General features: G+C 41.2%; 25 protein-coding genes. 9 read left to right on the forward strand and 16 right to left on the reverse strand.

Going from position 1 to position 25,076, the window contains the following annotated elements:
- The first annotated feature begins 221 nt into the window (after positions 1–221).
- Positions 222–1,451, forward strand: coding sequence for an OmpP1/FadL family transporter (locus GBI66_RS02595; RefSeq protein WP_151715073.1), 1,230 nt, complete (start codon positions 222–224; stop codon positions 1,449–1,451).
- An 88-nt stretch (positions 1,452–1,539) separates the two neighbouring features.
- Here GBI66_RS02595 and thrH read toward each other — a convergent pair whose 3' ends face one another.
- Positions 1,540–2,157 (reverse strand): bifunctional phosphoserine phosphatase/homoserine phosphotransferase ThrH, encoded by a 618-nt coding sequence (gene thrH / locus GBI66_RS02600; protein ID WP_004652299.1) that lies wholly within the window; start codon positions 2,155–2,157, stop codon positions 1,540–1,542.
- A 208-nt stretch (positions 2,158–2,365) separates the two neighbouring features.
- Between thrH and GBI66_RS02605 the strand changes: the two genes are divergently transcribed.
- Positions 2,366–2,986, forward strand: coding sequence for a phosphoadenosine phosphosulfate reductase family protein (locus GBI66_RS02605; protein WP_005192766.1), 621 nt, complete (start codon positions 2,366–2,368; stop codon positions 2,984–2,986).
- Positions 2,987–3,170: 184 nt separating this feature from the next.
- Positions 3,171–4,556 (forward strand): wax ester/triacylglycerol synthase family O-acyltransferase, encoded by a 1,386-nt coding sequence (locus tag GBI66_RS02610; protein WP_005192767.1) that lies wholly within the window; start codon positions 3,171–3,173, stop codon positions 4,554–4,556.
- 36 nt (positions 4,557–4,592) lie between these two features.
- Here the strand turns inward: GBI66_RS02610 and GBI66_RS02615 are convergent, their stop codons facing one another.
- The 6 genes from GBI66_RS02615 to GBI66_RS02640 all read right to left on the reverse strand — a co-directional run bounded on the left by GBI66_RS02615 (position 4,593) and on the right by GBI66_RS02640 (position 9,361).
- A complete protein-coding gene (locus tag GBI66_RS02615) occupies positions 4,593–4,766 on the reverse strand; it encodes a PA1571 family protein (RefSeq protein WP_005150146.1) in 174 nt (57 codons plus the stop codon).
- Between the two features lie 135 nt (positions 4,767–4,901).
- Positions 4,902–6,356, reverse strand: a complete 1,455-nt coding sequence (gene rng, locus GBI66_RS02620; RefSeq protein ID WP_005192768.1) for a ribonuclease G — start codon at positions 6,354–6,356, stop codon at positions 4,902–4,904.
- A gap of 63 nt (positions 6,357–6,419) precedes the next feature.
- Positions 6,420–6,980, reverse strand: a complete 561-nt coding sequence (locus GBI66_RS02625; protein ID WP_005192769.1) for a Maf-like protein — start codon at positions 6,978–6,980, stop codon at positions 6,420–6,422.
- Positions 6,968–7,459, reverse strand: a complete 492-nt coding sequence (gene mreD / locus GBI66_RS02630) for a rod shape-determining protein MreD (protein ID WP_005208649.1) — start codon at positions 7,457–7,459, stop codon at positions 6,968–6,970. Before mreD ends, GBI66_RS02625 begins: the two co-directional genes overlap by 13 nt.
- The gene (gene mreC / locus GBI66_RS02635; protein ID WP_005192771.1) at positions 7,446–8,303 is read right to left on the reverse strand and encodes a rod shape-determining protein MreC; all 858 of its coding nucleotides are present in this window, start codon (positions 8,301–8,303) and stop codon (positions 7,446–7,448) included. The genes mreD and mreC overlap by 14 nt, the downstream gene beginning before the upstream one ends.
- A gap of 17 nt (positions 8,304–8,320) precedes the next feature.
- The gene (locus tag GBI66_RS02640) at positions 8,321–9,361 is read right to left on the reverse strand and encodes a rod shape-determining protein (protein WP_004652309.1); all 1,041 of its coding nucleotides are present in this window, start codon (positions 9,359–9,361) and stop codon (positions 8,321–8,323) included.
- Between the two features lie 133 nt (positions 9,362–9,494).
- On the opposite strand from GBI66_RS02640, the gene gatC reads away from it, so the two are divergent.
- The 3 genes from gatC to gatB are packed head-to-tail and all read left to right on the forward strand — an operon-like array spanning position 9,495 to position 12,813.
- Positions 9,495–9,812 carry an Asp-tRNA(Asn)/Glu-tRNA(Gln) amidotransferase subunit GatC gene (gene gatC / locus GBI66_RS02645; protein ID WP_004652310.1) on the forward strand — a complete coding sequence of 106 codons (318 nt, stop codon included), beginning with the start codon at positions 9,495–9,497 and terminating at the stop codon, positions 9,810–9,812.
- Positions 9,813–9,865: 53 nt separating this feature from the next.
- A complete protein-coding gene (gene gatA, locus GBI66_RS02650) occupies positions 9,866–11,344 on the forward strand; it encodes an Asp-tRNA(Asn)/Glu-tRNA(Gln) amidotransferase subunit GatA (RefSeq protein ID WP_004652311.1) in 1,479 nt (492 codons plus the stop codon).
- Positions 11,344–12,813, forward strand: coding sequence for an Asp-tRNA(Asn)/Glu-tRNA(Gln) amidotransferase subunit GatB (gatB, locus tag GBI66_RS02655; protein ID WP_005192777.1), 1,470 nt, complete (start codon positions 11,344–11,346; stop codon positions 12,811–12,813). The genes gatA and gatB overlap by 1 nt, the downstream gene beginning before the upstream one ends.
- Before the next feature lie 45 nt (positions 12,814–12,858).
- Here gatB and GBI66_RS02660 read toward each other — a convergent pair whose 3' ends face one another.
- The 5 genes from GBI66_RS02660 to GBI66_RS02680 form a co-directional block, all read right to left on the reverse strand.
- A complete protein-coding gene (locus GBI66_RS02660) occupies positions 12,859–13,890 on the reverse strand; it encodes a CHAT domain-containing protein (RefSeq protein WP_151715074.1) in 1,032 nt (343 codons plus the stop codon).
- A gap of 202 nt (positions 13,891–14,092) precedes the next feature.
- Positions 14,093–14,677: a hypothetical protein gene (locus GBI66_RS02665; RefSeq protein ID WP_171494251.1), complete on the reverse strand. Its 585-nt coding sequence runs from the start codon at positions 14,675–14,677 to the stop codon at positions 14,093–14,095.
- 124 nt (positions 14,678–14,801) lie between these two features.
- Positions 14,802–15,323: a hypothetical protein gene (locus GBI66_RS02670; RefSeq protein ID WP_151715075.1), complete on the reverse strand. Its 522-nt coding sequence runs from the start codon at positions 15,321–15,323 to the stop codon at positions 14,802–14,804.
- 135 nt (positions 15,324–15,458) lie between these two features.
- On the reverse strand, positions 15,459–16,229 hold the full coding sequence (locus GBI66_RS02675) for a hypothetical protein (protein ID WP_151715076.1): 771 nt from the start codon (positions 16,227–16,229) through the stop codon (positions 15,459–15,461).
- A 36-nt stretch (positions 16,230–16,265) separates the two neighbouring features.
- A complete protein-coding gene (locus tag GBI66_RS02680) occupies positions 16,266–17,330 on the reverse strand; it encodes a DUF1176 domain-containing protein (RefSeq protein WP_151715077.1) in 1,065 nt (354 codons plus the stop codon).
- Between the two features lie 132 nt (positions 17,331–17,462).
- Here GBI66_RS02680 and GBI66_RS02685 point away from each other — a divergent pair, with 132 nt between their 5' ends.
- Positions 17,463–18,212 (forward strand): DUF4850 domain-containing protein, encoded by a 750-nt coding sequence (locus GBI66_RS02685; protein WP_151715078.1) that lies wholly within the window; start codon positions 17,463–17,465, stop codon positions 18,210–18,212.
- Positions 18,213–18,224: 12 nt separating this feature from the next.
- Here GBI66_RS02685 and GBI66_RS02690 read toward each other — a convergent pair whose 3' ends face one another.
- Positions 18,225–19,124: a LysR family transcriptional regulator gene (locus GBI66_RS02690; RefSeq protein WP_151715079.1), complete on the reverse strand. Its 900-nt coding sequence runs from the start codon at positions 19,122–19,124 to the stop codon at positions 18,225–18,227.
- A gap of 100 nt (positions 19,125–19,224) precedes the next feature.
- On the opposite strand from GBI66_RS02690, the gene GBI66_RS02695 reads away from it, so the two are divergent.
- Together GBI66_RS02695 and GBI66_RS02700 are read left to right on the forward strand one after the other, a co-directional pair.
- Positions 19,225–19,797: a chromate transporter gene (locus tag GBI66_RS02695; RefSeq protein ID WP_151715080.1), complete on the forward strand. Its 573-nt coding sequence runs from the start codon at positions 19,225–19,227 to the stop codon at positions 19,795–19,797.
- Positions 19,794–20,309: a chromate transporter gene (locus tag GBI66_RS02700; RefSeq protein ID WP_005206042.1), complete on the forward strand. Its 516-nt coding sequence runs from the start codon at positions 19,794–19,796 to the stop codon at positions 20,307–20,309. Before GBI66_RS02695 ends, GBI66_RS02700 begins: the two co-directional genes overlap by 4 nt.
- Before the next feature lie 56 nt (positions 20,310–20,365).
- On the opposite strand, the gene GBI66_RS02705 is transcribed toward GBI66_RS02700, so the two are convergent.
- From GBI66_RS02705 to GBI66_RS02715, 3 genes are all read right to left on the reverse strand, one after another.
- Positions 20,366–22,417, reverse strand: a complete 2,052-nt coding sequence (locus tag GBI66_RS02705; RefSeq protein WP_151715081.1) for a M13 family metallopeptidase — start codon at positions 22,415–22,417, stop codon at positions 20,366–20,368.
- 210 nt (positions 22,418–22,627) lie between these two features.
- Entirely contained in the window at positions 22,628–23,821 is a 1,194-nt protein-coding gene (sbmA, locus tag GBI66_RS02710; protein ID WP_151715082.1) for a peptide antibiotic transporter SbmA, read from the reverse strand.
- Positions 23,822–24,043: 222 nt separating this feature from the next.
- Complete coding sequence (locus GBI66_RS02715; RefSeq protein WP_151715083.1) at positions 24,044–25,027, reverse strand: patatin-like phospholipase family protein; 984 nt, start codon at positions 25,025–25,027, stop codon at positions 24,044–24,046.
- Between the last annotated feature and the right edge of the window lie 49 nt (positions 25,028–25,076).

A 25,076-nucleotide genomic window follows, 5' to 3' on the forward strand; every position in this document is an offset into this window, starting at 1 on the left:
ATGACCTTTTTTATTGTGCTTTAATAAATAAAATCAAAATAATAGATCAATATCTAACAATCATTTGAAACCTAAGAACCACCAAGATAAAACTTGAATGCTCAACTATTTTTCGTGACCTTGCCAGTTCATTTATTGACATTTGTAAAATATTTAAGCGAATAAAAATTATGTTACTTTCCGCGCCATTCTGTTACAAAGTGATTTGAGAGAACATATTAATGAAGCTGAATGCTATTCAAACGGCTCTACTACTTAGCTTAGTACCAACAACGACAACATTTGCCGCAGCACTGGATCGCTCAGGTCAATCAATTGCAGCTTTTTTACAGCCAAACAATTATTTTGAAGCGGGTATTACAGTTCTTGATCCAAATGTATCAGGTAAGGACATATCTCAAAACAATACTGGGAATATGGCGAATCATTACTACTCGCCAAATGCGGCCCTAAAAATTCAAGCAACGGATAAATTCTCGATTGGTCTTATTTATGACCAGCCTTATGGAGCAGATGCAGAATATACGGGCAAAAGTAACTTTATTGAAAGTCGCCCTGTTCCCTTTAAAGGTGGTACATCCGTTACAGTTGATACTGAAAACTTAAACCTGCTATTTGGTTACCAACCAAATCAAAACTGGAACCTGTATGCTGGTGCGGTTTATCAAACCTTAGACAGCACCGTGTTATTACGTGGCCAAAGCTATAGTGCCTATAGTGGTTATGATTTTAAAACTGGTAAAGATGAAGCTGTAGGTTGGTTAGCTGGTGTTGCCTATCAAATTCCTGAAATTGCACTCAAGGCTTCATTAACTTATCGTGCCAAGATCAAGCATGAAATGAATGCCTATGAAACGCATGGTGTAGCAGGCATGACAGGCAATGCGGGTTTTGATGCAATTTTAAATAAAATTAATCATTCAGAAGGCACCACTGAAATCACCACCCCTCAATCGGTTAATCTTGATTTCCAAACAGGGATTATGGAAAACACGGTTGCCTTTGCGAATTTACGTTGGGTGAATTGGAAAGACTTTGCCATTCGTCCATATAAATTTGGTGCAGCTTCGACTCTCCCTCCAATCGTTGCTTCAACAGGTAAAAAAGACGGTTTTGATCTGGTAGCCTATACCGAAGATCAATATTCAGTGACTGCAGGTGTTGGTCGTAAAATTAATGATCAATGGGCTGGTAATGTATCAGTCGGTTGGGACTCTGGCGCAGGTAATCCTGTGACGACATTAGGTCCAACTGAAGGTTACTGGAATGTCGGTGTCGGCGTTCAATATAGCCCGACGCCTGCGACCTTTATTGCGGGTGGTGTGAAATACTTCTGGCTTGGCGATGCGAAAGCGCAATCAGGTTCTCAATTCAATACACCAGGCTATGTAGCTGAATTTGAAAATAACGATGCAATCGCATATGGTTTAAAGATTGGTTATAAATTCTAACTATCGACCCAAAATAAAAGGCGCTATTTAGCGCCTTTTATTTTTCAATTTTCCCCAACATACTTAAAAGAAAGCTGAGGAGAATTCATTATTCTGGAATATCACGTTGTGATACAGAACGAATCGCCTGTTTTAACGCTTCATAACCATGTAATGGTGGGAATTGTGGAAACTCAGCAATCACATTTGCAGGCGCATCAAACAAGAAGCCATGATCAGCTTCACCTAGCATAGTCGTATCATTATAAGAATCACCTGCCGCAATGACGCGGAAGTTTAAACCGTGTAATGCTTTTACCGCTTGACGCTTTTGATCAGGTTGACGCAACTTATATGCGGTGATCATGCCATTTTCGTCAGTTTCAAGCTTGTGACAGAAAATCGTTGGCCATCCCAATTGCTTCATCAATGGATGCGCAAACTCATAAAAAGTATCAGATAAAATAATCAATTGAAAATGAGTACGTACCCATTCCACGAACTCTTTTGCCCCTTCGAAAGGCCCCATATCAGCAATCACAGCTTGAATATCATTTAAACCTAAACCATGCTGTTTCAAGATATTCAGACGTTGAGTCATCAACACATCGTAATCTGGAATATCACGTGTAGTTGCTTCAAGTTCTTTAATCCCTGTTTTTTTTGCAAAGTTGATCCAAATTTCTGGAACTAAAACCCCTTCAAGATCTAGGCATACGATTTCCATGCTTATCCAACTATCCTATGTGTTAAAAATTGCGCTAGTTTAACATGGAGAGCTGTTCAAGAATCGCTCTTTTTTCATGGTCTAACCATAGATTTTTTGAATAAGAATTTGCTTGGTGGACATATCCGACTCGACATAATTGCATTACTATATGGCGTAGTGTGTCGTGTATACGATAAAGACCGATGATCATAAAAGGCAACGCGTTATGACTTTAAACTTGGATCAAATCAATACAGAATTTGGCAATGATGCTGAAAAACTAGTTGAATGGGCATTGAGCTTAAATGAAAAAGCTATTGTGACAACTAATTTTCGTCCATTTGAAGCTGTCATTTTACATATGTTGACCCGTGTCAAACCTGATATCCAAGTGGTATGGATGGATAATGGCTACAACACCGAAACAACCTATAAGTATGTTGATGAGATTACAAAACTTTTGAATCTAAATCTTCTGACTTATTTGCCAAAACGCTCACGTGCACATCGCGAAGCACTGGAAGGCACTGTTCCAGCATTGGATGATCCAAAGCATGAAGCTTTTACTGCTGAAGTAAAATTAGAACCTTTTGAGCGTGCATTACGAGAAACTGCACCCAAAGTTTGGTTTACGGCATTACGTGCAACTGACACAGCTGTCCGCGCAGAAATGGACCCAGTGAGCATTAATCCAGATGGTCTTATCAAGGTTGCACCATTATTAAAATGGACTTCAAAAGACCTGTGGGAATATATGCAAAAACATAATTTACCTGATAATGAAGATTATTTTGATCCGACAAAAGGTGAAGAGCATCGCGAATGCGGTTTGCATCTAAACCACTAAATCCCCCTTTCCATTAAAACAAAACCACTGATTCGTCAGTGGTTTTGTTTTTTATGACTCGCTTGTCTAAAGTCATATTTTAACCAGAACAAACAGTATATACTGCGCAGAACGGTTCCAATAATTCTAATAAGAGCTCCATGAGAGTATCTTAGAAAAAATGCGATGAGAGGCTAGGTCAGCTATGCGCCCACTACACCCAATTGATTTTATCTTTCTCTCGCTAGAGAAAAGGCAACAACCTATGCATGTAGGTGGATTGTTTTTATTCGAGCTTCCAGAGAATGCTTCACCGACGTTTGTGCACGATCTAGTCAATGAAATTCGCCAATCAAAAAGTATCCCTGTTCCACCATTTAACAATCAGTTGAATGGTTTGTTTTGGGGAGAAGACAGTGAGTTTGATCTAGACCATCATTTCCGCCATATTGCGCTACCAAATCCAGGGCGTATCCGTGAACTGCTGGTGTATATTTCACAACAGCATAGCTCTTTAATTGATCGTGCCAAGCCACTTTGGACCTGTGACATTATTGAAGGCATTGAAGGCAACCGTTTTGCCATGTACTTCAAAATTCACCATGCAATGGTGGATGGCGTGGCAGGTATGCGTCTGATTGAAAAATCACTCTCTCAAGATCCAAATGAAAAGCATGTGGTACCATTATGGTGTGTGGAAGGAAAACGAACCAAACGTTTGAAAGCACCAAAACCACCAACGGTGAGTAAAATTAAAGGCGTGATGGAAGGGATTAAATCTCAGCTTGAGGTTGCTCCTAAGGTCATGCATGAACTGTCACAAACCATCTTTAAAGAGATTGGTAAAAATCCTGATTATGTATCAACGTTTCAGGCACCGCCTTCAATTCTAAACCAGCGTGTTAGCTCTTCACGTCGATTTGCTGCGCAATCTTTTGAACTCGGTCGTTTCCGTCGTATTGCCAAATCTTTGGGTGTAACGCTCAATGACGTGATTCTAGCGGTATGTTCAGGTGCTTTACGTGAATATCTGATCAGTCATAACAGCTTGCCAAAGAAACCTTTAATTGCAATGGTTCCTGCATCTTTACGTACTGACGATTCTGATGTCAGCAACCGTATTACCATGATTTTGGCAAATCTTGCGACCCATATTGAAGATCCAATTGAACGTCTAGAAATCATTCGTCGTAGCGTACAGAACTCAAAACAGCGTTTTAGCCGTATGACTGCCAATGAAATTTTAAATTATAGTGCGGTTGTGTATGGTCCAGCTGGTTTAAACATTGCATCAGGCATGCTACCTAAACGTCAGGCATTTAACCTTGTCATCTCAAACGTACCCGGTCCGCGTGAACCACTCTACTGGAATGGTGCCAAACTAGATGCGCTCTACCCTGCATCAATTGTGATGGATGGTCAGGCACTGAATATCACCATGACCAGTTATTTAGATAAACTGGAAGTCGGCTTGATTGCATGTCGTAATGCTTTGCCTAAAATGCAAAACCTACTGACACATTTAGAAGAAGAAATTCAACATTTTGAACAAGCCATTCAAAACTTGCCACAACAGAAAGTTGCGAATTAATTGTAGAGAAAAAATTAAGGGGCTTTCGTTAGCCCCTTATTTTTTAATTGTGCGACAACGCTGTAAAAGCTGATGGCAGGCTGAACGAATCATTGCCGTGGTAATTGGAACTTCTTTACCTTGGCTATCTACCATATAACATGTGTTTACAGGATTACTGTCTAATACATGCTTAAAACCGTGACTTACTAATCTTTCACTTACATTCATAATTAGATACCTCATATTATTTGCTAAGGCACCGAAAAGTACCTATGGCTCATTCTATGTTCCTAGTATTTAAAATTCATGATAGAAAGTAAAATTTCAGTTGTAACAAGGATTAAGCGAAATCTTGTTACAACTTTAGGTCAAAATGATATCGTATTGCTCTTGCGTATATAGATTTTCCACTTGGAATTTGATCACACGATTCACAAAATGTTCTAGATCCGCGACAGCTGGGGCTTCTGCTGTTAATAGCCGATCTATCACGGCTGGATGCGCAACGACAGTAAAGCCACCCTTGGAATCAAATGCACGCGCATAACGCATGATCTCTCGAAATATTTCGTAACATACTGTCTCTGCTGTCTTCACATAGCCCCGCCCTTGGCAGGTTGGACATGATTCACAAAGCAAATGCTCCAATGATTCACGAGTCCGTTTACGTGTCATTTCAACTAAACCCAGCTCTGAAACTTGGGTAATTTTAGTTTTCGCATGATCGCGTTCCAGCATTCTTTCAAACTGACGCATTACTTCTTCACGATGCTCAGCTTCTTGCATGTCGATAAAATCAATAATCAGAATACCACCCAAATTACGCAGACGTAGTTGTCTTGCGATCACTTGAGTTGCTTCCATATTGGTTTTAAATACTGTGTCTTCTAAGCTACGGCCGCCAACATATGAGCCTGTATTGACATCAATCGTAGTCATCGCTTCGGTCTGATCAATCATCAGATAGCCGCCAGACTTGAGTGCGACACGGGTCTGCAATGCTTTTTGAATATCCTCTTCGACGTTATACAAATCGAAAAGTGGCTTTTCACCCGGATAATGAATTAGACGACTTTGAATCGTGGGAACAAACTCCTCAACAAACTCACTGAGCTTGCCATGGATCTCGCGTGAATCGACATAGATCTTCGCCGTTTCATCACTGGCTAAATCTCTAATAATACGTTGCGGTAAAGGCAGTTCTTCAAAGATCAGTTCAGCAGTTGCCGCTTCTTTTTGTTTGCGCTGAATAAATTCCCAGAGTTTACTGAGATAACACATATCTTGTGCAATCGCAGCTTCATCAACGCCTTCAGCCGCAGTACGAACAATCACACTGCCCGGCAAATTATGTTCTGCCTGAATATGTTCAATGATACTACGTAGGCGATCGCGCTCCTCTTCAGACTCAATTCGCTGCGACACACCAATGTGATTGCCATACGGCATGAGCACGAGATAGCGCGATGGGATCGAAAGATCGGTACTTAGACGAGCTCCTTTGGTCCCTAGCATATCTTTCATGACTTGGACAGTGAGCATCTGCCCCGGATGTAACAGCTCAAAAACGTTTGGTGTCGGTTGCGAACGCGACCACACCATATCGTTAATATGCAAAAAAGCGGTTCGAGACAAACCAATATCAACAAAGGCAGCCTGCATACCCGGCAGTACACGAACCACTTTACCCTTGTAGATATTACCCACTAACCCACGTTTTACAGTTCGCTCAACGAATAATTCATTGACCGTACCATTTTCAATCAATGCCACACGACATTCCATCGGCGTGACGTTAATCAGCAACTCTTCTGCCATAACAAACTCAAAATTTTATAAAAATTCTTATAACCGAAAGTGTCGTTCCCTGTATTGAAATACTTAGGTTTTAACGCTTTCTAATAACTGTGCAATCTCATGCAAAGGCAAACCGACGACATTGCTATAACTGCCTCGAATTTGTGGAATATATTGTGCTGCAATTCCTTGTATCGCATAGGCACCTGCTTTACCAATCGGTTCGCCCGTTGCCCAATATTTTTCCATTTCCGCATGACTGAGTTGCTGTAACTCAACTTGCGTTCTCACCACTGTACTTAATATCTGAGCCGAACTTGCGACACAAATTCCGGAATAGACATCATGCCATTGCCCAGAAAGCATCGACCAGATGGAAAAAGCATGTTGCTTTGACGCTGGCTTACCAATGATCTGCCCAGCAAAACTTAAACTGGTATCTGCCGCAATCACAATTGCGTCAGTATATTTATTTAAAACAACTTGTGCCTTCTCTCGCGCCAAGCGCTCAACATAATGCTCGACACTTTCTCCATCATGCACCGTCTCATCGACATCTGGACTATAGATTTCAAAATCCAAGCCTAGTTGCTGTAGTAGCTCCTGCCGACGAGGCGAGCTTGATGCGAGAATTATATGCGCCATTTATGTAAGCAATAATAAACCAATGGCCATACCAGTACACTTGTCACAACAGGCTGCCAATGGCGCGCAATCGAAAAATGTGTACCAGCAATGGTCTGGCTTATCCATAAAAAAGTAATATGTGCAACAATCGCAATCACCGCGATGACCCACGAATTCCCAAACGTGAGAATACGTCGTTCACGAATTAAATAGCGAATACCAAAACTGATCAGCACAAAACTCAGCGCATTTAAACCGAACGGCGCATCAAGCAGCAGGTCTGCAAAAAGCCCCATACCAAAAGCAAACCAGACACCACACCATACAGGCTGATAGAGAATCCAGAACAGCATAATCATCAACATGATGGATGGTCGCCAACCCGAGGCCTCATAGGCCATTGGATAAACCATCAATACAGAACCAATCACGATGGATAGGATAATCATCCATAACGGATCTTTGCGTTTCTCATAATTGAGCTTAGCGATCGGCATACGGTTGCTCCTGCGCTAAGGATTCAGAGAACAGCACCACCACATGATGACCACTGGCAAGTTGAGCAGCGGGTGTAACATCAATTTCAGCAAACTCACCCGAAGTATGACGACTGACTTTAGACACAGTCCCCACTAAATAACCTGCTGGGAAATGTTCGCCTAAACCTGAACTAAAGACTTTGTCCCCAACCTGAATATTGGCACTGGTTGGTACATATTCCATTTTGAGTTGACCCAAATCGCCAGTACCCGAAATGATCGCACGCATACCAGTACGTTCTAAACGTACAGACAATGAATGCTCCTTATCAGACAGCAACATGATACGGGCACTATGTGGATAGACATTAATGATCTGCCCCATAATCCCTTTATCGTCTAGAACTGTTTGTCCAACGCTGAGATGATCAACTGAACCACGGTTCACGATAATAATATGCCGTAACGGGTCTGCATCCGTTCCAATCACTTCCGCAATTTGCATACGTCCATCAATAATCAATGGCGTATCCAAAAGCCCTCTTAAGCGGTTATTTTCCGCAGAGAGTTCTGACAGTTTTTGGAGGCGGACTTGTGCTTGTAGCAGTTCAGCTTGCATTGCGGTGTTTTCACGACGCAATTGCGCTTCAGATTTGGTTTGTTGGTTAAGCCATTCTCGCGACAGTACAGGATAGCTTGCCAGCGCATAAATTGGATTATACGCGGCGTACAAGACATCCCTTGCAGGTTGAATTACATAAGGCATGCGCCAATCAAAGAAAAGCACCACCAAACATGTAATCACCGCAATGACAAATGAGCGAAAAGATGGCGGTTGTCTTGAAAAAAGATTCGGTTGCACCGCCTAGTCCTTATGATTTAACCAACGAAAAGCATGTCGTGGTTTGGATTGTCAAAGAACTCTAATACTTTACCGCCACCACGAGTGACACAAGTTAAAGGATCATCTGCAACAATTACAGGCAAACCTGTTTCTTGCGCAAGCAATTTATCCAGGTTACGCAATAATGCACCACCACCTGTCAACACAATACCGCGCTCTGCAATATCCGAAGATAATTCAGGAGGCGTTTGCTCTAGTGCAGATTTAACAGCACTCACAATGCTTTGTAACGGATCAGAAATGGCCTGCGTAATTTCATCAGAAGTCACCGTAATCGCGCGAGGTACACCCTCAGCCAAGTTACGACCGCGAACTTCGATCTCTAGGGTCTTGCCATCAGCAACAGCCATACCCACTTCTTTTTTAATGACTTCGGCTGTCGTTTCCCCGATCACACAACCGTGTGCTTTACGCACATAATTGATGATTTGCTCATCAAATACATCACCACCGATACGTAAAGAATCAGCGTAGACACAACCTTGTAATGAAATGATTGCAATTTCAGTGGTACCACCACCAACATCGACAACCATCGAACCACATGCTTGCTCAACAGGCATACCCGCACCAATCGCAGCAGCCATTGGCTCTTCGATTAAACGTACATCACGCGCACCTGCATTAAATACAGCCTCGCGAATCGCACGACGCTCAACCAATGTCGATTTACAAGGTACACAGACCACAACACGCGGTGCTGGCGGGAATAAACGCTTTTCATGCACTTTGCCAATGAACTGATTCAACATGGTCTCAGTGACTTCGAAATCAGCAATCACACCGTCTTTCATCGGACGAATTGCTGAAATATTCGCTGGTGTACGGCCTAACATTTGTTTAGCATCAATACCTACAGCGGCAACAATTTTTTGTGAACCACTGTGACGAATTGCCACAACAGTTGGTTCATTTAATATAATGCCACGGCCTGGTGCATAAATAAGTGTATTTGCAGTACCTAAATCAATGGCTAAATCCGGCGAAAACAAGCCAATTAGTCGTTTTAGAATCACGGGGGCGTTCTCAATTAAACTTTGTGTGAATACAAGGTGGCAACTTTAACTAAATGTGATGATTTGAACAAGTCAATCGCTTATTATAACGCACGATATTTTGAAATTTTTTAATACTGAATTAGGTAAAGTTATGTCTACATCATCAGATGCTCAGCAGACAACTGACTTAAATGCGCAAACGGTCTCGCAAATTGCACACCTTGCACGTTTATCTCTCAATGACACGCAATCTGCTGAATATGCTCAAAGTTTAAATAAAATCCTTGGCATGATGGAAAGCTTGAAAGGCATTAATACCGATGATGTTGAGCCTTTAAAGAGCCCATTTGACAACCCGCAACCCTTACGCGCTGACGTTGTGACTGAAAGCAACCATCGTGATGAATATCAAGCGGTCGCACCTGCTACAGAAGCAGGTTTATACCTCGTACCTCGCGTAATTGAATAAGTTTTATTCGATTAGTCAATATTTTATATTTAGAATGTAAAGAAATTTTTCATATGACAGATTTACATCGCTTATCAATCCGTGAACTCTCTGAAGGCTTAAAAACAGCCCAATTTTCATCACGCGAATTGACTGAACATTATTTAAAGCGTATTGCCCAAATTGACCCGAAAGTAAAAAGTTATGTGACGGTCACCGCAGAACAAGCACTTGCTGAAGCGAATGCAGCCGATGCTGCACTTAAAGCAGGCAATGCACACGCGCTGGCAGGTATTCCACTTGCCCACAAAGATATTTTTTGTACCCAAGGCATTAAAACCACTGCGGGTTCAAAAATGCTGGATAACTTCATTTCACCTTATGATGCAACTGTAGTTGCAAAAGCTAAAGCTGCGGGTCTCGTGACTTTAGGTAAGGTGAACATGGATGAATTCGCCATGGGTTCAACTTCTGAAAACTCTTATGTCGGTGCAACATCTAACCCTTGGGCGCTGGATCATGTTCCGGGTGGTTCATCAGGTGGTTCTGCAGCAGCCGTAGCGGCTGATCTCGCGCCAATCGCAACAGGTACTGATACAGGTGGCTCAATTCGTCAACCTGCTTCATTCTGCGGCTTAACAGGCTTAAAACCAACCTATGGTCGTGTATCTCGCTTCGGTATGATTGCGTATGCATCATCACTCGATCAAGGCGGTCCAATGGCACGTTCTGCGGAAGACTGTGCTTATTTGATGAATGTGATTGCGGGTCACGATGCCAAAGACTCCACTTCGATCAACAAAGAAGTGGATGATTATGTTGCTAACCTAAATGGCACAGCAGTGAAAGGTTTACGCATTGGTATTCCAAAACAGTACTTCAATGTTGCTGGTTTAGATGCCGATGTGAAAGCACGCGTTGAAGAGTCATTGAAAAAGCTTGAAGAGATGGGCGCTATCTTGGTTGAGATTGACCTCAACATGACTGAAGCCTATGTGCCGACTTACTACTTGATCGCGCCTGCGGAAGCTTCTTCGAACCTGTCACGTTTTGACGGCGTACGTTATGGCTACCGTTGTGAAAACCCTGTGGACTTGATGGACTTGTACAAGCGTTCACGTTCAGAAGGTTTTGGTGCTGAAGTACAACGTCGTATCTTGATCGGGACTTATGCCCTTTCTGCGGGTTACTACGATGCATATTATGTGAAAGCACAAAAAGTACGTCGTTTGATTCAGCAAGATTTCCTCAAAGCATTTGAAAATGTTGACGTGATTGCTGCGCCATCTGCACCAACCACTGCCTATAAGATCGGTGCGAACCTTAGCCCGACTGAAATGTATTTAGGCGATATCTATACCCTTGCTGTGAACTTGGCAGGTCTACCAGCCATCAACGCACCTGTTGGTTTTGATAAAGACAGCTTGCCTGTGGGCTTACAGTTGATTGGTAACTACTGGTCAGAATCACAATTGCTTTCGATTGTGCATCAATATCAACAAAATACAGACTGGCATACCAAACGTGCGGCAATTGCTGAGGAGAATGCATAATGACTGAAGCTCAAAAGTTAAAGCTTATTGACGGTTGGGAAGTCGTTATCGGGATCGAGATCCATACTCAGTTGGCGACCAAGTCTAAAATCTTCTCAGGTTCATCGACTGAATTTGGTCAAGACCCAAATACACAAGCCAGCCTTGTTGATTTAGCCATGCCGGGTGTATTGCCTGTATTGAATGCCGAAGTGGTTGATCTCGCGATTCGCTTTGGTTTGGGTATCGATGCCTATATCGACCAAGCCTCTGTGTTTGCGCGTAAGAACTACTTCTATCCAGATTCGCCAAAAGGCTACCAGATCAGCCAAATGGACAATCCGATTGTGGGCTTGGGTCATATCGACATCCAGCTTGAAGATGGTACTGTGAAGCGTATTGGCGTGACTCGTGCCCATCTTGAAGAAGATGCAGGTAAATCGATTCATGACCAGTTCGAAGGAATGTCGGGTATCGACTTAAACCGTGCTGGTACGCCATTGCTTGAAATCGTATCTGAGCCAGATATGCGTTCGGTTGAAGAAGCGGTTGCCTACATCAAATCGATTCACACCCTTGTGCGTTGGTTAGGTATTTCTGACGGTAACATGGCAGAAGGTTCATTCCGTGCCGACTGTAACGTGTCGTTGCGTCGTCCGGGTCAACCTTTTGGTACGCGTTGCGAGTTGAAAAACCTCAACTCATTCCGTTTCATTGAGCAAGCGATCAATGTTGAAATTGAACGCCAAATGGAAATCTTGGAATACGGCGGCGAAATTGATCAGGAAACCCGTTTGTTCGATCCGAACAAGATGGAAACCCGTTCAATGCGTTCAAAAGAAGAAGCGAACGACTATCGCTACTTCCCAGATCCAGACTTATTGCCAGTGATCATTGCTGACGAGCAAATCGAAGCAGCACGCGCTGCCCTTCCAGAATTGCCTAAAGCACGCCGTGCACGCTTTATTGCTGAATTCGGTGTGACTGAGTACGATGCACATGTATTGACGCTGTCACGCGAAATGGCGGATTTCTACGAAGCAGTTGTGGCTGCTGCTGGCGGTGCGAAGCAAGGTAAAGTCTCTGCAAACTGGGTAATGGGTGAATTCTCAGGTGCTTTAAACAAAGCAGGTCTAGAATTGGCGGACTCTCCTGTTTCTGCTGAGCAGTTGGGTGGCATGATCGCGCGTATTGTCGACAACACCATTAACGGCAAAATTGCGAAGCAAGTGTTTGGCTTTATGTGGGAAGCAGAAGGAAAATCTGCGGATGACATTATTGCTGAGAAAGGCTTAAAGCAAGAAACCGATACGGGCGCGATTGAAGCGATTATCAAAGAAGTGCTTGCAGCCAATGAAAAAATGGTTGAAGAGTACAAGTCTGGTAAAGAAAAAGCCTTTAACGGTCTGGTTGGTCAAGTCATGAAAGCTGCAAAAGGTAAAGCTAACCCAGCTCAAGTGAATGAACTCATGAAGAAATTGATTGGTTAAACTGATCTGATTTCAAAAGAAAACCCGCTTTAAAGCGGGTTTTTATTATTCAGAGGCTAATAAGAATATCTCTTCTGCGACTAAACCATCTTTAACATACAATCGTGGCGTATCAACCTCATCAATACCTTCTAGAAGTAGAGCTGCTTTTGCTTGGTCAAATGATTTTTTAACAGATAAACCAAAGCTTAAAGATGAATAAAATTGTGCTGAAAAATATTGTGCTGCTTCATCACTAATAGTATTACTCATACCAATTGCACAATCGACATGCTCCGTAACTAAATCAGCCTGATTGTAAGAAAAACATGTATTAAAAAACACCAATCTGAGATTCTCATTTGCTACACTCATAGCTTGAACAATAGCATCTAGTGAAACCAACTTTGTTTGATCATTTTTATCCATAAGAACTAGCTCATCATTATCACTTCCATGCCCACTAAAATGAACAATAGTAGGTTCACATGTATTGATATGTTGAAGAATATCTCCTGGTCTTACAGCCCAGCGTGATTCTAAAATTAATGATTCTCTATGACGAGCTTTACTGATTTGTTCTTCTATACCACGAACTTCAATATCAAGGCTTAATTGAGCTTGATCTCTAGGGTTAGAAGCTAGAAAAAGAACTGTTATCTTTTTCGGAAGTTCTTTTAATTTTTTAATTTCATATTCATGGTGCTTAACAGTCATAGTTAAACTATTCATTAAATTGTTCTGTTGTCTATTTAACTCTTCAGATTTTCTTTGATTTTGTTTTGAAATTTTATTTTCCTCATTGATAATTTTAGTAGTATATTCATTTTTCTTCTTCTGTTGGTTTGCAATATCTTTTTGTAGCTTAGCAATATTATCTTGGTTTTTAGATATTATAGTTTCACAACGATCGATCTCTTTGATCTTTGAATTAATTAATAAAATTGATTTAGTACTACTTATTTGTTTTCTAAGAGAAATCATTCTGGCATTTTCTCTAGAAATACTTAATGTTTCTTTGCTAATTTTTTCATTTAGTTGCAAAATTTTTTTTGCGCAATCTTGCTCTGATCGTCTGTATGAATCTAATAAAGACATTTTTCTATTCCCCCTATTAACTTTATGATTTAAATTTATTTAAATTCAACTCTAACAGCTGTATAATTATAAGTATTATTCCTACACTTTAATATAGAACTGTATTAATTTTTCTCACAAGTAGACAGTATAATCTTTTTAACTTAACATCCACATTATTTAAAAAATTAGTATTGTCTTCTTTCAATAAATATATCTAAACTTAAAGTCCTTGTAATTGAGCCTCACACCCAGCCCATTCATTAATATTACGCAGATATTTTAATGGTTTCAGCTCAATTCTTTCACCCGTCGATAAAATTTCGTGAACTTCTAAAGAACATTGATTACCACCTTCACGATCAAGCAGCTCATAATTCTTGTTTGATGCAAACTTATAAACTGCTTCTACACTACAGCCACGTAACTCTGTACCAGTGTGATAACTTTTATATGCACTTAAAGCAATAAAACGTTCTGATGGTATTTTAAATTCCGCAAATTGAATATTTTTAGGTGGATAAGGCATATTTAACGATTTAGGTTTGTACCGAGCCTCCCCCCCTAATACACCAATACTTTCAACTTCTGGTGACATTAAAAACTTGGGTTGCATTGAGGTTATACATCCATTCGGATATAGTCTTACACTAAAATTTTGGCCTTGCTCTATACGGATATTACTAGCTAAACTATCAATTGAATCTTGATATAGTTTATGGCCGATTAATTTTTTTGATTGGTTCACAACACTAGCCGTACAGCCAGCAAGCAGCGTAATTACAAGAATAAGCAATGTTTTTTTCATAGTTTATAAAAAAGAACTAAAATTAGTGTAAATTCTAGCAAACAACATTGCTGATACAAGGTATCTTAGCTGCTATTTTTTATCCTTTGATAAAGGCCGCGAGAAACCAGCATCAAATGACTCATCACTGCCCTCTTAACACACCCAACTTATTCCAGATATCAGGTGTTAGAAAAGTCGTGACCAATTTATTTAAATCAATATAACGCAAGGTGCCTTGCAACTGCTGTCTAACCGCAGGGTCTTTGACAATATCCTGACCTGCACTCTGACCTAACTGCTGAAAAGCCTGTCCGACTGCTTGAATGCCTTCAGCTTTAATCACGGCTTTGGTCTGCGTCGAACACTGCTCCACAATCACACGCTGTAACACCTGCGCCAGTTTCTGATCCAACTGAGTTTTCTGCTCAGGCGTAACATTACTGAAAGACTTTAAATCTGGATGCGCAGCCAAAGCACTAAAAGTCCATTGCAAAACCGTGGTCTTATCCGCTGCTGTCGTGGCTTTCACTAAACAATCACTCAGTTGATCGACTGTTGGCCCTGCCATCGCTATTTGGGTTGTACCCAACACAGCCGCAGCCATGAACACAGAACGACTCAAATGAGAAAATTTACGGCGGGCAGAAGTATAAACACGAGACATAAGCACAGTTCCAAATTGCAATCTTTCCCTTTGTATCATGCTCTGGCTAGATCATCTGTTATGAGGCTGTAAATTGCGTAAGTCCTCGCCTCTAAAGCTTTGGCAAAATGTAAAAGCGTTCATTGTTGTAAATTCTCAACCTGCACCCTCATAATCCCATTCTTCTGGAATATTCGGCTGCTCAGGTGCTTTATTTAAGTCAATATTCAAGTTGCGGCTGCCCTTAAACGATTTCTCACCAGAATCTGACGCAGGTGATACATCCAAACTATAGCGATAACGGAACTGCCAAAGCATCGGCTTGATAGGACGAATATCCAGACTTAAACCATCTTCATCATGGCACTTGCCTTTAGAGCTTTCATAGTCCTGTTCAGAGAAACAGGCACGAATCATACGGTTAAAACTAAAAGGATAATTTTCAATAAAGCGATGCGTCTTACCTGAATCCTTTAACTCATAAAAGCTGGCACGTTCAATTCCTGCCCCACCACCCGAATACATTTCTGAAAAGGTATCAATCACTGCAACGGCATAACGGTTTTGATCCATTGGAAACAATTTAGGAAAAATATATTGCCCCGATCTAGCCATCTCCTCCGCGGGTGCTAACGGGATATTCCATTGGTGCAACAGTTTTAAACCAGTAGTCGAACGAACGAACTGGGCAATATTTCCTTCCGATAATAACCATAGAGCTTGATCAGGTGTTTTTAAACTCAACCATTGCGCTTGCTGCTGACATAGGTCTTTCACCTGTTCACAGAGTTGTGTCTGTTCCGTTGCACTCAGTTGCCCCTTTTTAAAGTCAAGAATCTGTAAAGGTGCCGCAAAAACAGATGTACCAAAACAGGCGAATGTCCCCACCAAAATCATTGTAGCCAGTGCAATCTTATTCTTCAGCATGATATTTCCTTAGGCTATTTTTATCTCTACACAGTATTATTTGACAATCGCTTCAACCTGATCAAGCTCCCATACCCCACCTGCAGCAAGTCCCTTACACATCCCTGTCCACATATCTTTGGTATGCACAAATTTCTGCCCATCCCACACCCATTCATCACTCGACCAACAATCACCAATACCACGCCCTTTCTGTGAGCTACTGATAATACCCGCATAAAACTCGGAGGCATGTTCAGTCACGAAATTCGGTTTTGTCGAGAGTGATTCATCCAACACCCATGCGCCAGATCCTTCGTTATAAGCACCACGCCAACACAAGGTCATGGCCAATACTTTTTTATTGGTCAGTTTATACAGCTCAATCGCTTGCGGCTTTGTTTCATCACCATCATAAATCCCTTCACAAAAACCCTCCTGTTTTGGCGTCGGCTGTGCTGCCATCAAATTACGATATAACGCAGCATAACGTTTATTGTTTGGCTGCAAAGTCAGATAAGGCTTATTCGGGGTTTTAATCTGTTTTACCGTGAATTTTGGCTGTGCAGCCAAGACATGCGACTCATCCGCTTTGCCCTTTTTAATCAATGCGCCAACAGTACCAACACGCTTTTGAAAATCATCCATTTTCAATAAGATTGCGGTCATACCCAAATCCGAAATTTGCCATTGCAAGTTCGCATTTTTAAAAATGATTCCGGTCTTTTTCTTGGATTGCTGCAATAAGGCATTAACTTGTTGTCCAGACAATCGCCCCATTAACGGAAATTCAGTTCCTTCAAACGAGACCGCACCCAAATCTTTACCATTCACATAGAAATGAATATTTTTAAGCTTAGCTAGTGGAAAAGAGGGCTCTTCATAGCGTGCTAATGCAAATTCCACTTGAACAGGCTGCCGTGCACCCGCCTGACGCGTCAAAAGTAGAGAAGCAGGCTCGTTGCGATATTCCTCATTCTGATAACCTGCGGCACGACAAGTGCCTGTGTTACTACAATAAATTTCCCAATCTTGGTGCGAGAATGAAATCCCCTTAATGTCTTGGGCAAAAGCACTAGAACTCATCGCAATAAAGCAACAGGCTGAAAAGATCTTGTTCATAAGACGTATTTCTCAATGCAATTTATTTATTATTCATTCAAAATATTCTAAATCTTTTAAATTGATCGCTTTGTAGGTTCTTGTATTCAAGAATATGTTAATTTGAAATGAAACTCAAAACACTGAATTAAAATGAAAATAGCCCACACTGTCTCTATTATTTTACTGTCTGGCTCAACTGCGATGGTGCATGCTGAGGTACATAATTTCAAACCGATCTTTCCCAAATTCTCAAATACAGCACAGCAACGCCAAGCCGAAAATCAGATCTATGCACTCGGTGAGGTATCCTTTGCTAACGATGTCCGTGTTCCCTTTTATGGAGTTACTGCACTCAACCCTGCCGATGATGGTCTATTGAAAGACTTTAAAAGCTGTACCGCAAAAAGCTGTCATTTTGATTTTAAACTGGATGCAAATCAGGCCAAACAACTTAAATTATTTGCGCTACCTGAAATAGGTCTTGTGCTGGTACCTAAAAATTGGAGTGACGCAGAAGCAAGTGCTGGTGCAAATGGAACAGGTTCAGCCCTGCTGATGAGTCCAAATCAAAAACAGGCGATTGAATTATACGATTCATCTTTCTGTGTCGGTTGCGGTATGCCCAATGCCACGCTTTATTTTCCTAGCCTGTTAAAAGAAAGTATTCAAAATGAGTTTGGCGGCTATAAAGACCCGCAAAAATTGGTGACCGTGGTCCATCCATCTAAACAAGTGGCTTTCTTTAGTTATCAAATTCCAAACTTGAATAATAAAACCCATGGCGTCGCAAAATACCATGATGAAGACACCTTTAATTTTAGAGAAATTATCGTAACGCTAGATCAATCACAACAGCACTTGGTTGGACCAATTTTAAATTTCTATCACTTTAGCCATTAGCAATCGCTATTTTTAATCGGCTTGACTAGCCCTGAGCAAACTTAAGAAATGTTCAACCCGAATATTATTTTCTTTGGCTCGACAAATTGCGTAAATCGGTGCAATACAAGGTTTCTTGGCTTCTAAAGGTCGATAGATAATCTGTTTATTCCAAAAGTCCTGAATCGAAGCTGGCACAATGGAAAGTCCAATCCCAGCAGCAATCAAATTGAGACTGGAGGTTAAACGTGGTGCTTCTTGTACGATATTGGGACTAAATCCTGCCTGATAGCAATTTGCCAGAATATTATCAAACAAGTCCTGTCCTGCAATACGGCGATACAGCACGAACTCATAAGGCTCTAAATCGACTAAGCGGATTGCCCCATCTTTGTCTGTTAATGGATGATTACTGGGTAATGCGACAATCAATGGTTCATTCAGAACATGAATACTTTGTACTTGTGCATGGATGGGTGCGGGTTTACGTAGAAACACGATATCCAGTTTTTCATTGATCACGGCATCAGTTAAAGCCGTACTGCTATCCTCTTCCAAATGAATGGCAACAGCAGGAAACTTCTCCCTAAATTGACGCAATAAGGCAGGAAGAAATGGATGTAAGCCTGCAGAGTTAGTAAAACCAATATTGATCTGACCTTCTAAGCCTTGCGCAATGTTTTTTACCCGTTTCGGAATCGACTGGGCATGCGCCAAAATTGTGATAGCTTCTTGATATAAAGCCTTCCCTGCCTCGGTTACTTCTACGCCTCGTGGTAAGCGTTTCAGCAAAGCAGTATCCAATTCCTCTTCCAAACTTTTAATCAAGCGAGTCAGTGGCGGTTGTTGCATATGCAGTCGAACGGCGGCTTTAGAAATATTACTTTCCTCGACCACAGCAACAAATGCATTGAGCTTATGAACATCAATCATACATACCCTAAAAGTATAGATAACAGCAAAAATAGCATTTGTGAATATACCACAAATCATCCATTCTATAGCTCACAAGGTTGAACAGAAAGGTAATCCAATGAAAGCCCAAGCCATATCAATACAGAATGAGCCACTCACCACTGCTCCTGATTGTAAGGCATTATTTACGGGATTTATGAAGTTGGGATTGATGGGTTTTGGTGGTGTTCTACCACTGGCACATCGCATTATCGTTGAAGAACACAAATGGATCGATGAAGGAAAATTTACCGACTTACTCGGTGTATGCCAATTATTACCGGGTGGAAACATCATCAACATGTCAGTTGCAATCGGCATGGAATTCCAAGGCGTCAGAGGTGCAATCAGTTCAGTGCTCGGTTTGATCTCCGCCCCGACTGCAATTGTGCTGATCATCTACCAAGTCTATGAGTATTTTCAGTACCTTCCCGCAGTCAAACACATGATTCAAGGTTTGGCTGCGGCTGCCGCAGGCTTACTGTTTGCAACAGGCTTTAAGATGCTCAAGCCAATTTTAAAAAGTTATCTGACTATTTTTACGATTGGATTAACCTTCGCGTTTATGATCTGGATCAAGCTGCCCTTAGCACTGACTTTAGCCATTCTACTCGCCATTAACATGTTAGTTTTAGGAGTGAAAAAGTCATGATCTTAGTTACCCTTGCTGTCGTGTTTACTCAGCTCTCGCTACTGGCTTTTGGTGGTGGTAATGCCATTCTCCCTGAAATGCAACACCAAGTAGTGACCGTGCATCAATGGATGAGCGCAGAACAATTCAGTTCACTGTTTGCCATGGCACAGGCTGCCCCTGGCCCCAATATGATGATCGTACCTTTGGTCGGTTGGCATGTCGCAGGTCCAGCAGGTTTATTGGTTACTTCTCTGGCGAAGTTCGGTCCATCTTCAATCATTACCATTTATGCACTTAAATTCTGGGAACGCTTTAAAGACAATCCGTTACGCGCACGTTTTGAAAAAGCCTTAAAACCGATTACCGTGGGTTTGGTTCTGGTCAGTGCATGGTTGATTGCGGATGCATCTGCGCAAAACCTGCTTTTGGTCATGATCGTGATTGTCACTGCAATCCTCGGTATGTTTAAAAAGATTCACCCACTCTGGGTCATGGCTGCGGGTGCCGGACTTGGAATTGCTTTCCTTTAAGCTTTAAGCATCAATAAAAAAACCTGCACGATGCAGGTTTTTTATTGAATCTCGAATTACCAAATGCTGACACGCTTTTCAGGTGCCAAATACATTTTATCTCCCGCTTTAATCTTGAAAGCGTCATAAAACGGTGCTTGATTGACTAAAGCACCATTGGCACGAACCTTATCTGGTGCGTGTGGATCTGTTTTTAAATACACAATCGCTTGCGCTTCACGAGTTTTGGCACGCCATACTTGCGCCCAACCCATATAAAAACGCTGCTCTCCTGTCTGCCCATCAATGATTGGTGCAGGTTTACCAGCCAAGGATAGTTGATACGCTTTATAGGCAATCGATAGACCTGAATTATCGGCAATATTTTCCCCCAAGGTCAGCTCACCATTGACGTGATAACCCGCAATCGGCTCATAAGCATTGTACTGTGCCACTAAAGCCTGTGTTTTGGCTTTAAAGCGTTTATGATCCTGTGCTGTCCACCAATTGCGCATATTGCCCAATTCATCAAACTGACTGCCTTGATCATCAAAACCATGGCTGATTTCATGTCCAATGACACTCCCGATTCCACCATAATTCACCGCATCATCGGCATCGATATTAAAGAATGGCGGTTGCAAGATTGCGGCTGGGAATACAATTTCATTTGAGGATGGATTGTAATAAGCATTTACGGTTTGAGGGGTCATAAACCACTCATCACGATCCACAGGTTTACCGAGCTTATCTAAATCATCTTGATGTTCAAATTCTCTGGCCCGAATCACGTTACCAATCAAATCACCATCTTTAATGTCCAGTGCTGAATAATCACGCCATTTCTTTGGATAGCCGACTTTAATCGATAAGCTGGCTAATTTCTTTTTAGCCTGCACTTTAGTTTCAGGGCTCATCCAATCTAACTGGCTAATACTTTGATCATAAGCCTGTATCAAGTTTTGAACCAATGTATCCATGCGTTGTTTTTTCTCTGCAGAAAAATGTTTTTCCACATAAATTTTGCCCAGACCATCGCCCAACACTGCATTTACTGTTTGTACACCACGCTTCCAGCGAACTTCTTGTTCTGCAACATCCCTCAAAGTTTTGCCATAAAATTCAAAACTTTCATCCACAAAAGCCTTGTTTAAGAACGGTGAAAAATTACTGATCAAGTTCCATTTAAAATAAGCTTTCCATACACTTAAAGGAGTTTTATTGATCACTGGATCAAGTGCTTTGAAATAACTTAATTGATGTACTTGAATGGTCTGGGTTTTATCCTTGACGCCAACTGTATTGAGATAACTATCCCAATCAAAGCTACGACTCAACTTATTTAAATCTTTAAGTGAGTAAATATTGTAGCGTTTAGATAAATCACGATTTTGAACATTACTCCACTGAATCTTGGCCAAGTCTGTTTCAAGCTTGAGAATATCTTTTGCATGCTGCGCTGCTTGCTGATCACCTGACAGTTGTAGCATTCGTTCAATATGCTTGAGATATTTGGCACGCGTTTCAACAAACTTTTTATCATCTTTTAAATAATAATCTCGATCTGGTAAACCCAGTCGACGCTGTGCCAGACCTGCAATCATCACATCAGAGCGTTTCATATCTTGATCAATACTGATATCAAATGGTGTTCTGACGCCAATACGTGAGAAATGCCCCATTAATTGAGCAAGGTCTTGTTTGTTATGAATTGCATCAACCTGTGCCAGTTCCTGCTGTAAAGGTTGAATTCCTTTCGCTTCAATTTCTTTTTCATCCATAAAACTGGCATATAAACTTGAAACTTTTTGCTCAACCGTTCCTGTTGCCCATTTTTGAGCGTTAAGCTCCTCAACAATGGTATGTAACTGATTAGTCGATAATTCATGTAATTCGTTGAATGCGCCCCAACGTGATTTGTCTGCGGGAATCTCAGTATCTTTTAACCATTTTCCATTCACATAGTCATAAAAATCGTGATTGGCAGATACGCTTGGATCGATATATTGCTGGTCTATGCCTGAAATTTTTTCAGTTGGGGAGGATTTTATTGCTTGGTCTGCCCAGACATTTGCAGTAAAAGCCGTCAGTGCAAGTGCTAATGCACTTTTGAGCAATACAGGTCTCATGATTTATCCTATTTATTTAAGTTTTAAGCGATACAAGCGAGAAATGAAAAAAGATCATTAATTTTATCAAAGGACTATAGTGAAACCACACGCTCAAATAAAGTAATTTTCACAGAAATACATATGCAAACGTCACATAAGAAACAAATTAGATGAAACAAAAAAAGCCTTAGCATCAGGCTAAGGCTTTCTCAATTTAAATCGTTTTGACTAATCGAGTATTTTTTCAAAGGCTTTAAGACGCTTATGAATCGACAATAATTCGATAATTGTTTTCCATGAGCTAATTAGATATTGGAAAGATTCACGAACCTTACCAAAAACCCCACCAATCTGGTTAATTAAACCAAGCGTTAACTTGCCTGCTGCAATCGCTGGGAATAAAACGAATAGGTTGTAAATAACATCCAGTTGTCCATACCACGTTGCAGTTAAATTAAAATAGGTGTAGTGAAAATATAGTCGAAAATAGTTGTGACGAACACGACTAAATAATTCTTTTAACGTTGCAGGTTGTGCCCGATCTTCATGATCTTCGCCATAAACCAATTCCTTACGAAATGCAGCTTCAACTTTTTGGTTGTTGAATTGCAAACCAGGCAGTTTTATTCCGACCACCATGAGCAATACTGTACCAAAGATTGCCCAAACGACCGCGGCCCAAACTAAAGAATATTGTAGCTCGCCTATAAATGGAATTTCAGGAACATGTTTTGAAAGTTGAAATAATAATGGCAAAAATGCAATTAAAGTCATGATTGCCTTAACTAATTCAACGCCCAAATCTTCCACAATGGTTGCAAAACGCATAGTGTCTTCTTGCACACGTTGCGCCGCACCTTCGATATGGCGCAGCTTAGGCCAATGCTCGGTATAGTACTCATTCATTGCTGTACGCCAACGGAAGACATAATGACTGGTAAAAAAAGCATTCACCACAGATAAAGTTACACCGACCATAGCAATATATAAAAACACCATGGTTTCTTTATATAAATCAGTAATACTGCCCCCACCATTGTCGAGCATATTTTGAATCATATCCCAGAATGGTACATACCAAGCATTTACAGCGAGGCTGACCTGCACCCCAAACCAGATATTAAACAAGATAAATGCAGAGCCCCAAATCGACCAACGCTGCCATTTATTAGCAGAGAATATTCGCCAAAACCCTGCAAATAATGCCGTTGCCACAATAAACCACAGATAGAACCAGAGTGAAGAAGGCTCCCAGAATCGATTAACTCCGACAGATAACTCGGCTTCAGCATAGCCCTTTGGAAAACCTAGATATTCACCCCAACTATGACCGCCTGTATACCAGAGCAGCATATTGAGTGCTAACCACACAAGCACTGAAATAAAAAACAGGCGTGGGCTCGGAAAGAATGACTTAAACATCGTGCTTAACAATCCTTGTCATGTCGCAATTAATCATATAGGTCATCCTATGACCTAAAGCTTAAGATTAACTGATAAAAAAGTTTTATGATTTGTAGTTATTTACCTGTTTTTCTCTATTTTTAATAGCGTTTTGTAGAGGTTTTACAATTTGTTTTTGCCTGAATATCTGTTGAGTAAATGGGCTCAACAACTTAAGCCCATTAGACCTCATTCGAAGGCTTATTGGCGAGGCGAAGAAGTACTCATTTTTAAGGCAATATCTTGCCGTTCCGTTTGTGTTGGATAAGTCTTACTTTGAATTGCCCATTGGATTTCAGCGAGTTTTTCATTGGCCGCATCGGCACCTGCCTGCATGGTCATCTCACGACCTTTCACATCAAAAATATGTGCCTTCTCACGTAGGTCAGGTTGAATCACAATATCTGCATCTTTCAGCTCTTCTTCAGCCAAACGCCCTTGCATGATATTAATGTTTTGATTGAACAACCCCCACACATTGCTGGTCTCGGTATGGATTGGCTGTGCCAAGATATCCACGGCGATGACAACATCTGCACCCAGCTCGCGCGCGACTTGAACAGGTACTGGACTAACTAAGCCACCATCAACATATTCAACATCATGAATCTTGGTTGGCACAAACATGCTTGGGATTGATGCCGAAGCACGCACTGCTTGTCCTGTATTGCCGTAGTTAAAGACGGTTCTGGTACCATCTTTTAATTCGGTCGCCACCACATACATTGGGATTTTCATCCTTTCTAATGGCATGTTATGGACTTGCTGGTTGATATAGTCTTCAACCTTCTTACCATCAAAAAAGCCTTTTAAACTGACATTCACTTCACGAACATCATTGGCTTTGAGTTTTAACGCAATATCTCGTAATTCGGCAGGACTTTTACCACTGGCATAGATAGATCCAACAATACTCCCAGCACTGGTTCCAACAATAAAGTCTGGACGAATTCCTTGTTGCTCCAATACTTCAATCACACCAATGTGTGCATAGCCACGTGCACCACCACTACCCAAGACCAATGCAATTACGGGACGTTTTTGTTGCTGTTTAATTAAGCTAAATGGTTGGTTGACAGCATGGGCTTGTGCATCTTCAATGACAGGTGCTAATTGTGATGTGGTTTGACAAGCTGTCAAAACCGTCATTGAAAGACCAAGCATCCATAATTTAAGCTGTTTCATACGCAACAATTGCCATATCTACGATATTTCTTGGCTAAATTTTAGCGTT

Origin of the sequence: Acinetobacter sp. TUM15071, from assembly GCF_008980925.1 — a bacterium.
GTDB lineage: Bacteria > Pseudomonadota > Gammaproteobacteria > Pseudomonadales > Moraxellaceae > Acinetobacter > Acinetobacter dispersus.

Bases quoted from the DNA above. Each gene is read 5' to 3' on its own strand.
- GBI66_RS02595 (WP_151715073.1), top strand. From the start codon at position 222: ATGAAGCTGAATGCTATTCAAACGGCTCTACTACTTAGCTTAGTACCA.
- thrH (WP_004652299.1), bottom strand. From the start codon at position 2,157: ATGGAAATCGTATGCCTAGATCTTGAAGGGGTTTTAGTTCCAGAAATT.
- GBI66_RS02605 (WP_005192766.1), top strand. From the start codon at position 2,366: ATGACTTTAAACTTGGATCAAATCAATACAGAATTTGGCAATGATGCT.
- GBI66_RS02610 (WP_005192767.1), top strand. From the start codon at position 3,171: ATGCGCCCACTACACCCAATTGATTTTATCTTTCTCTCGCTAGAGAAA.
- GBI66_RS02615 (WP_005150146.1), bottom strand. From the start codon at position 4,766: ATGAATGTAAGTGAAAGATTAGTAAGTCACGGTTTTAAGCATGTATTA.
- rng (WP_005192768.1), bottom strand. From the start codon at position 6,356: ATGGCAGAAGAGTTGCTGATTAACGTCACGCCGATGGAATGTCGTGTG.
- GBI66_RS02625 (WP_005192769.1), bottom strand. From the start codon at position 6,980: ATGGCGCATATAATTCTCGCATCAAGCTCGCCTCGTCGGCAGGAGCTA.
- mreD (WP_005208649.1), bottom strand. From the start codon at position 7,459: ATGCCGATCGCTAAGCTCAATTATGAGAAACGCAAAGATCCGTTATGG.
- gatC (WP_004652310.1), top strand. From the start codon at position 9,495: ATGTCTACATCATCAGATGCTCAGCAGACAACTGACTTAAATGCGCAA.
- gatA (WP_004652311.1), top strand. From the start codon at position 9,866: ATGACAGATTTACATCGCTTATCAATCCGTGAACTCTCTGAAGGCTTA.
- gatB (WP_005192777.1), top strand. From the start codon at position 11,344: ATGACTGAAGCTCAAAAGTTAAAGCTTATTGACGGTTGGGAAGTCGTT.
- GBI66_RS02660 (WP_151715074.1), bottom strand. From the start codon at position 13,890: ATGTCTTTATTAGATTCATACAGACGATCAGAGCAAGATTGCGCAAAA.
- GBI66_RS02665 (WP_171494251.1), bottom strand. From the start codon at position 14,677: ATGAAAAAAACATTGCTTATTCTTGTAATTACGCTGCTTGCTGGCTGT.
- GBI66_RS02670 (WP_151715075.1), bottom strand. From the start codon at position 15,323: ATGTCTCGTGTTTATACTTCTGCCCGCCGTAAATTTTCTCATTTGAGT.
- GBI66_RS02675 (WP_151715076.1), bottom strand. From the start codon at position 16,229: ATGCTGAAGAATAAGATTGCACTGGCTACAATGATTTTGGTGGGGACA.
- GBI66_RS02680 (WP_151715077.1), bottom strand. From the start codon at position 17,330: ATGAACAAGATCTTTTCAGCCTGTTGCTTTATTGCGATGAGTTCTAGT.
- GBI66_RS02685 (WP_151715078.1), top strand. From the start codon at position 17,463: ATGAAAATAGCCCACACTGTCTCTATTATTTTACTGTCTGGCTCAACT.
- GBI66_RS02690 (WP_151715079.1), bottom strand. From the start codon at position 19,124: ATGATTGATGTTCATAAGCTCAATGCATTTGTTGCTGTGGTCGAGGAA.
- GBI66_RS02695 (WP_151715080.1), top strand. From the start codon at position 19,225: ATGAAAGCCCAAGCCATATCAATACAGAATGAGCCACTCACCACTGCT.
- GBI66_RS02700 (WP_005206042.1), top strand. From the start codon at position 19,794: ATGATCTTAGTTACCCTTGCTGTCGTGTTTACTCAGCTCTCGCTACTG.
- GBI66_RS02705 (WP_151715081.1), bottom strand. From the start codon at position 22,417: ATGAGACCTGTATTGCTCAAAAGTGCATTAGCACTTGCACTGACGGCT.
- sbmA (WP_151715082.1), bottom strand. From the start codon at position 23,821: ATGTTTAAGTCATTCTTTCCGAGCCCACGCCTGTTTTTTATTTCAGTG.
- GBI66_RS02715 (WP_151715083.1), bottom strand. From the start codon at position 25,027: ATGAAACAGCTTAAATTATGGATGCTTGGTCTTTCAATGACGGTTTTG.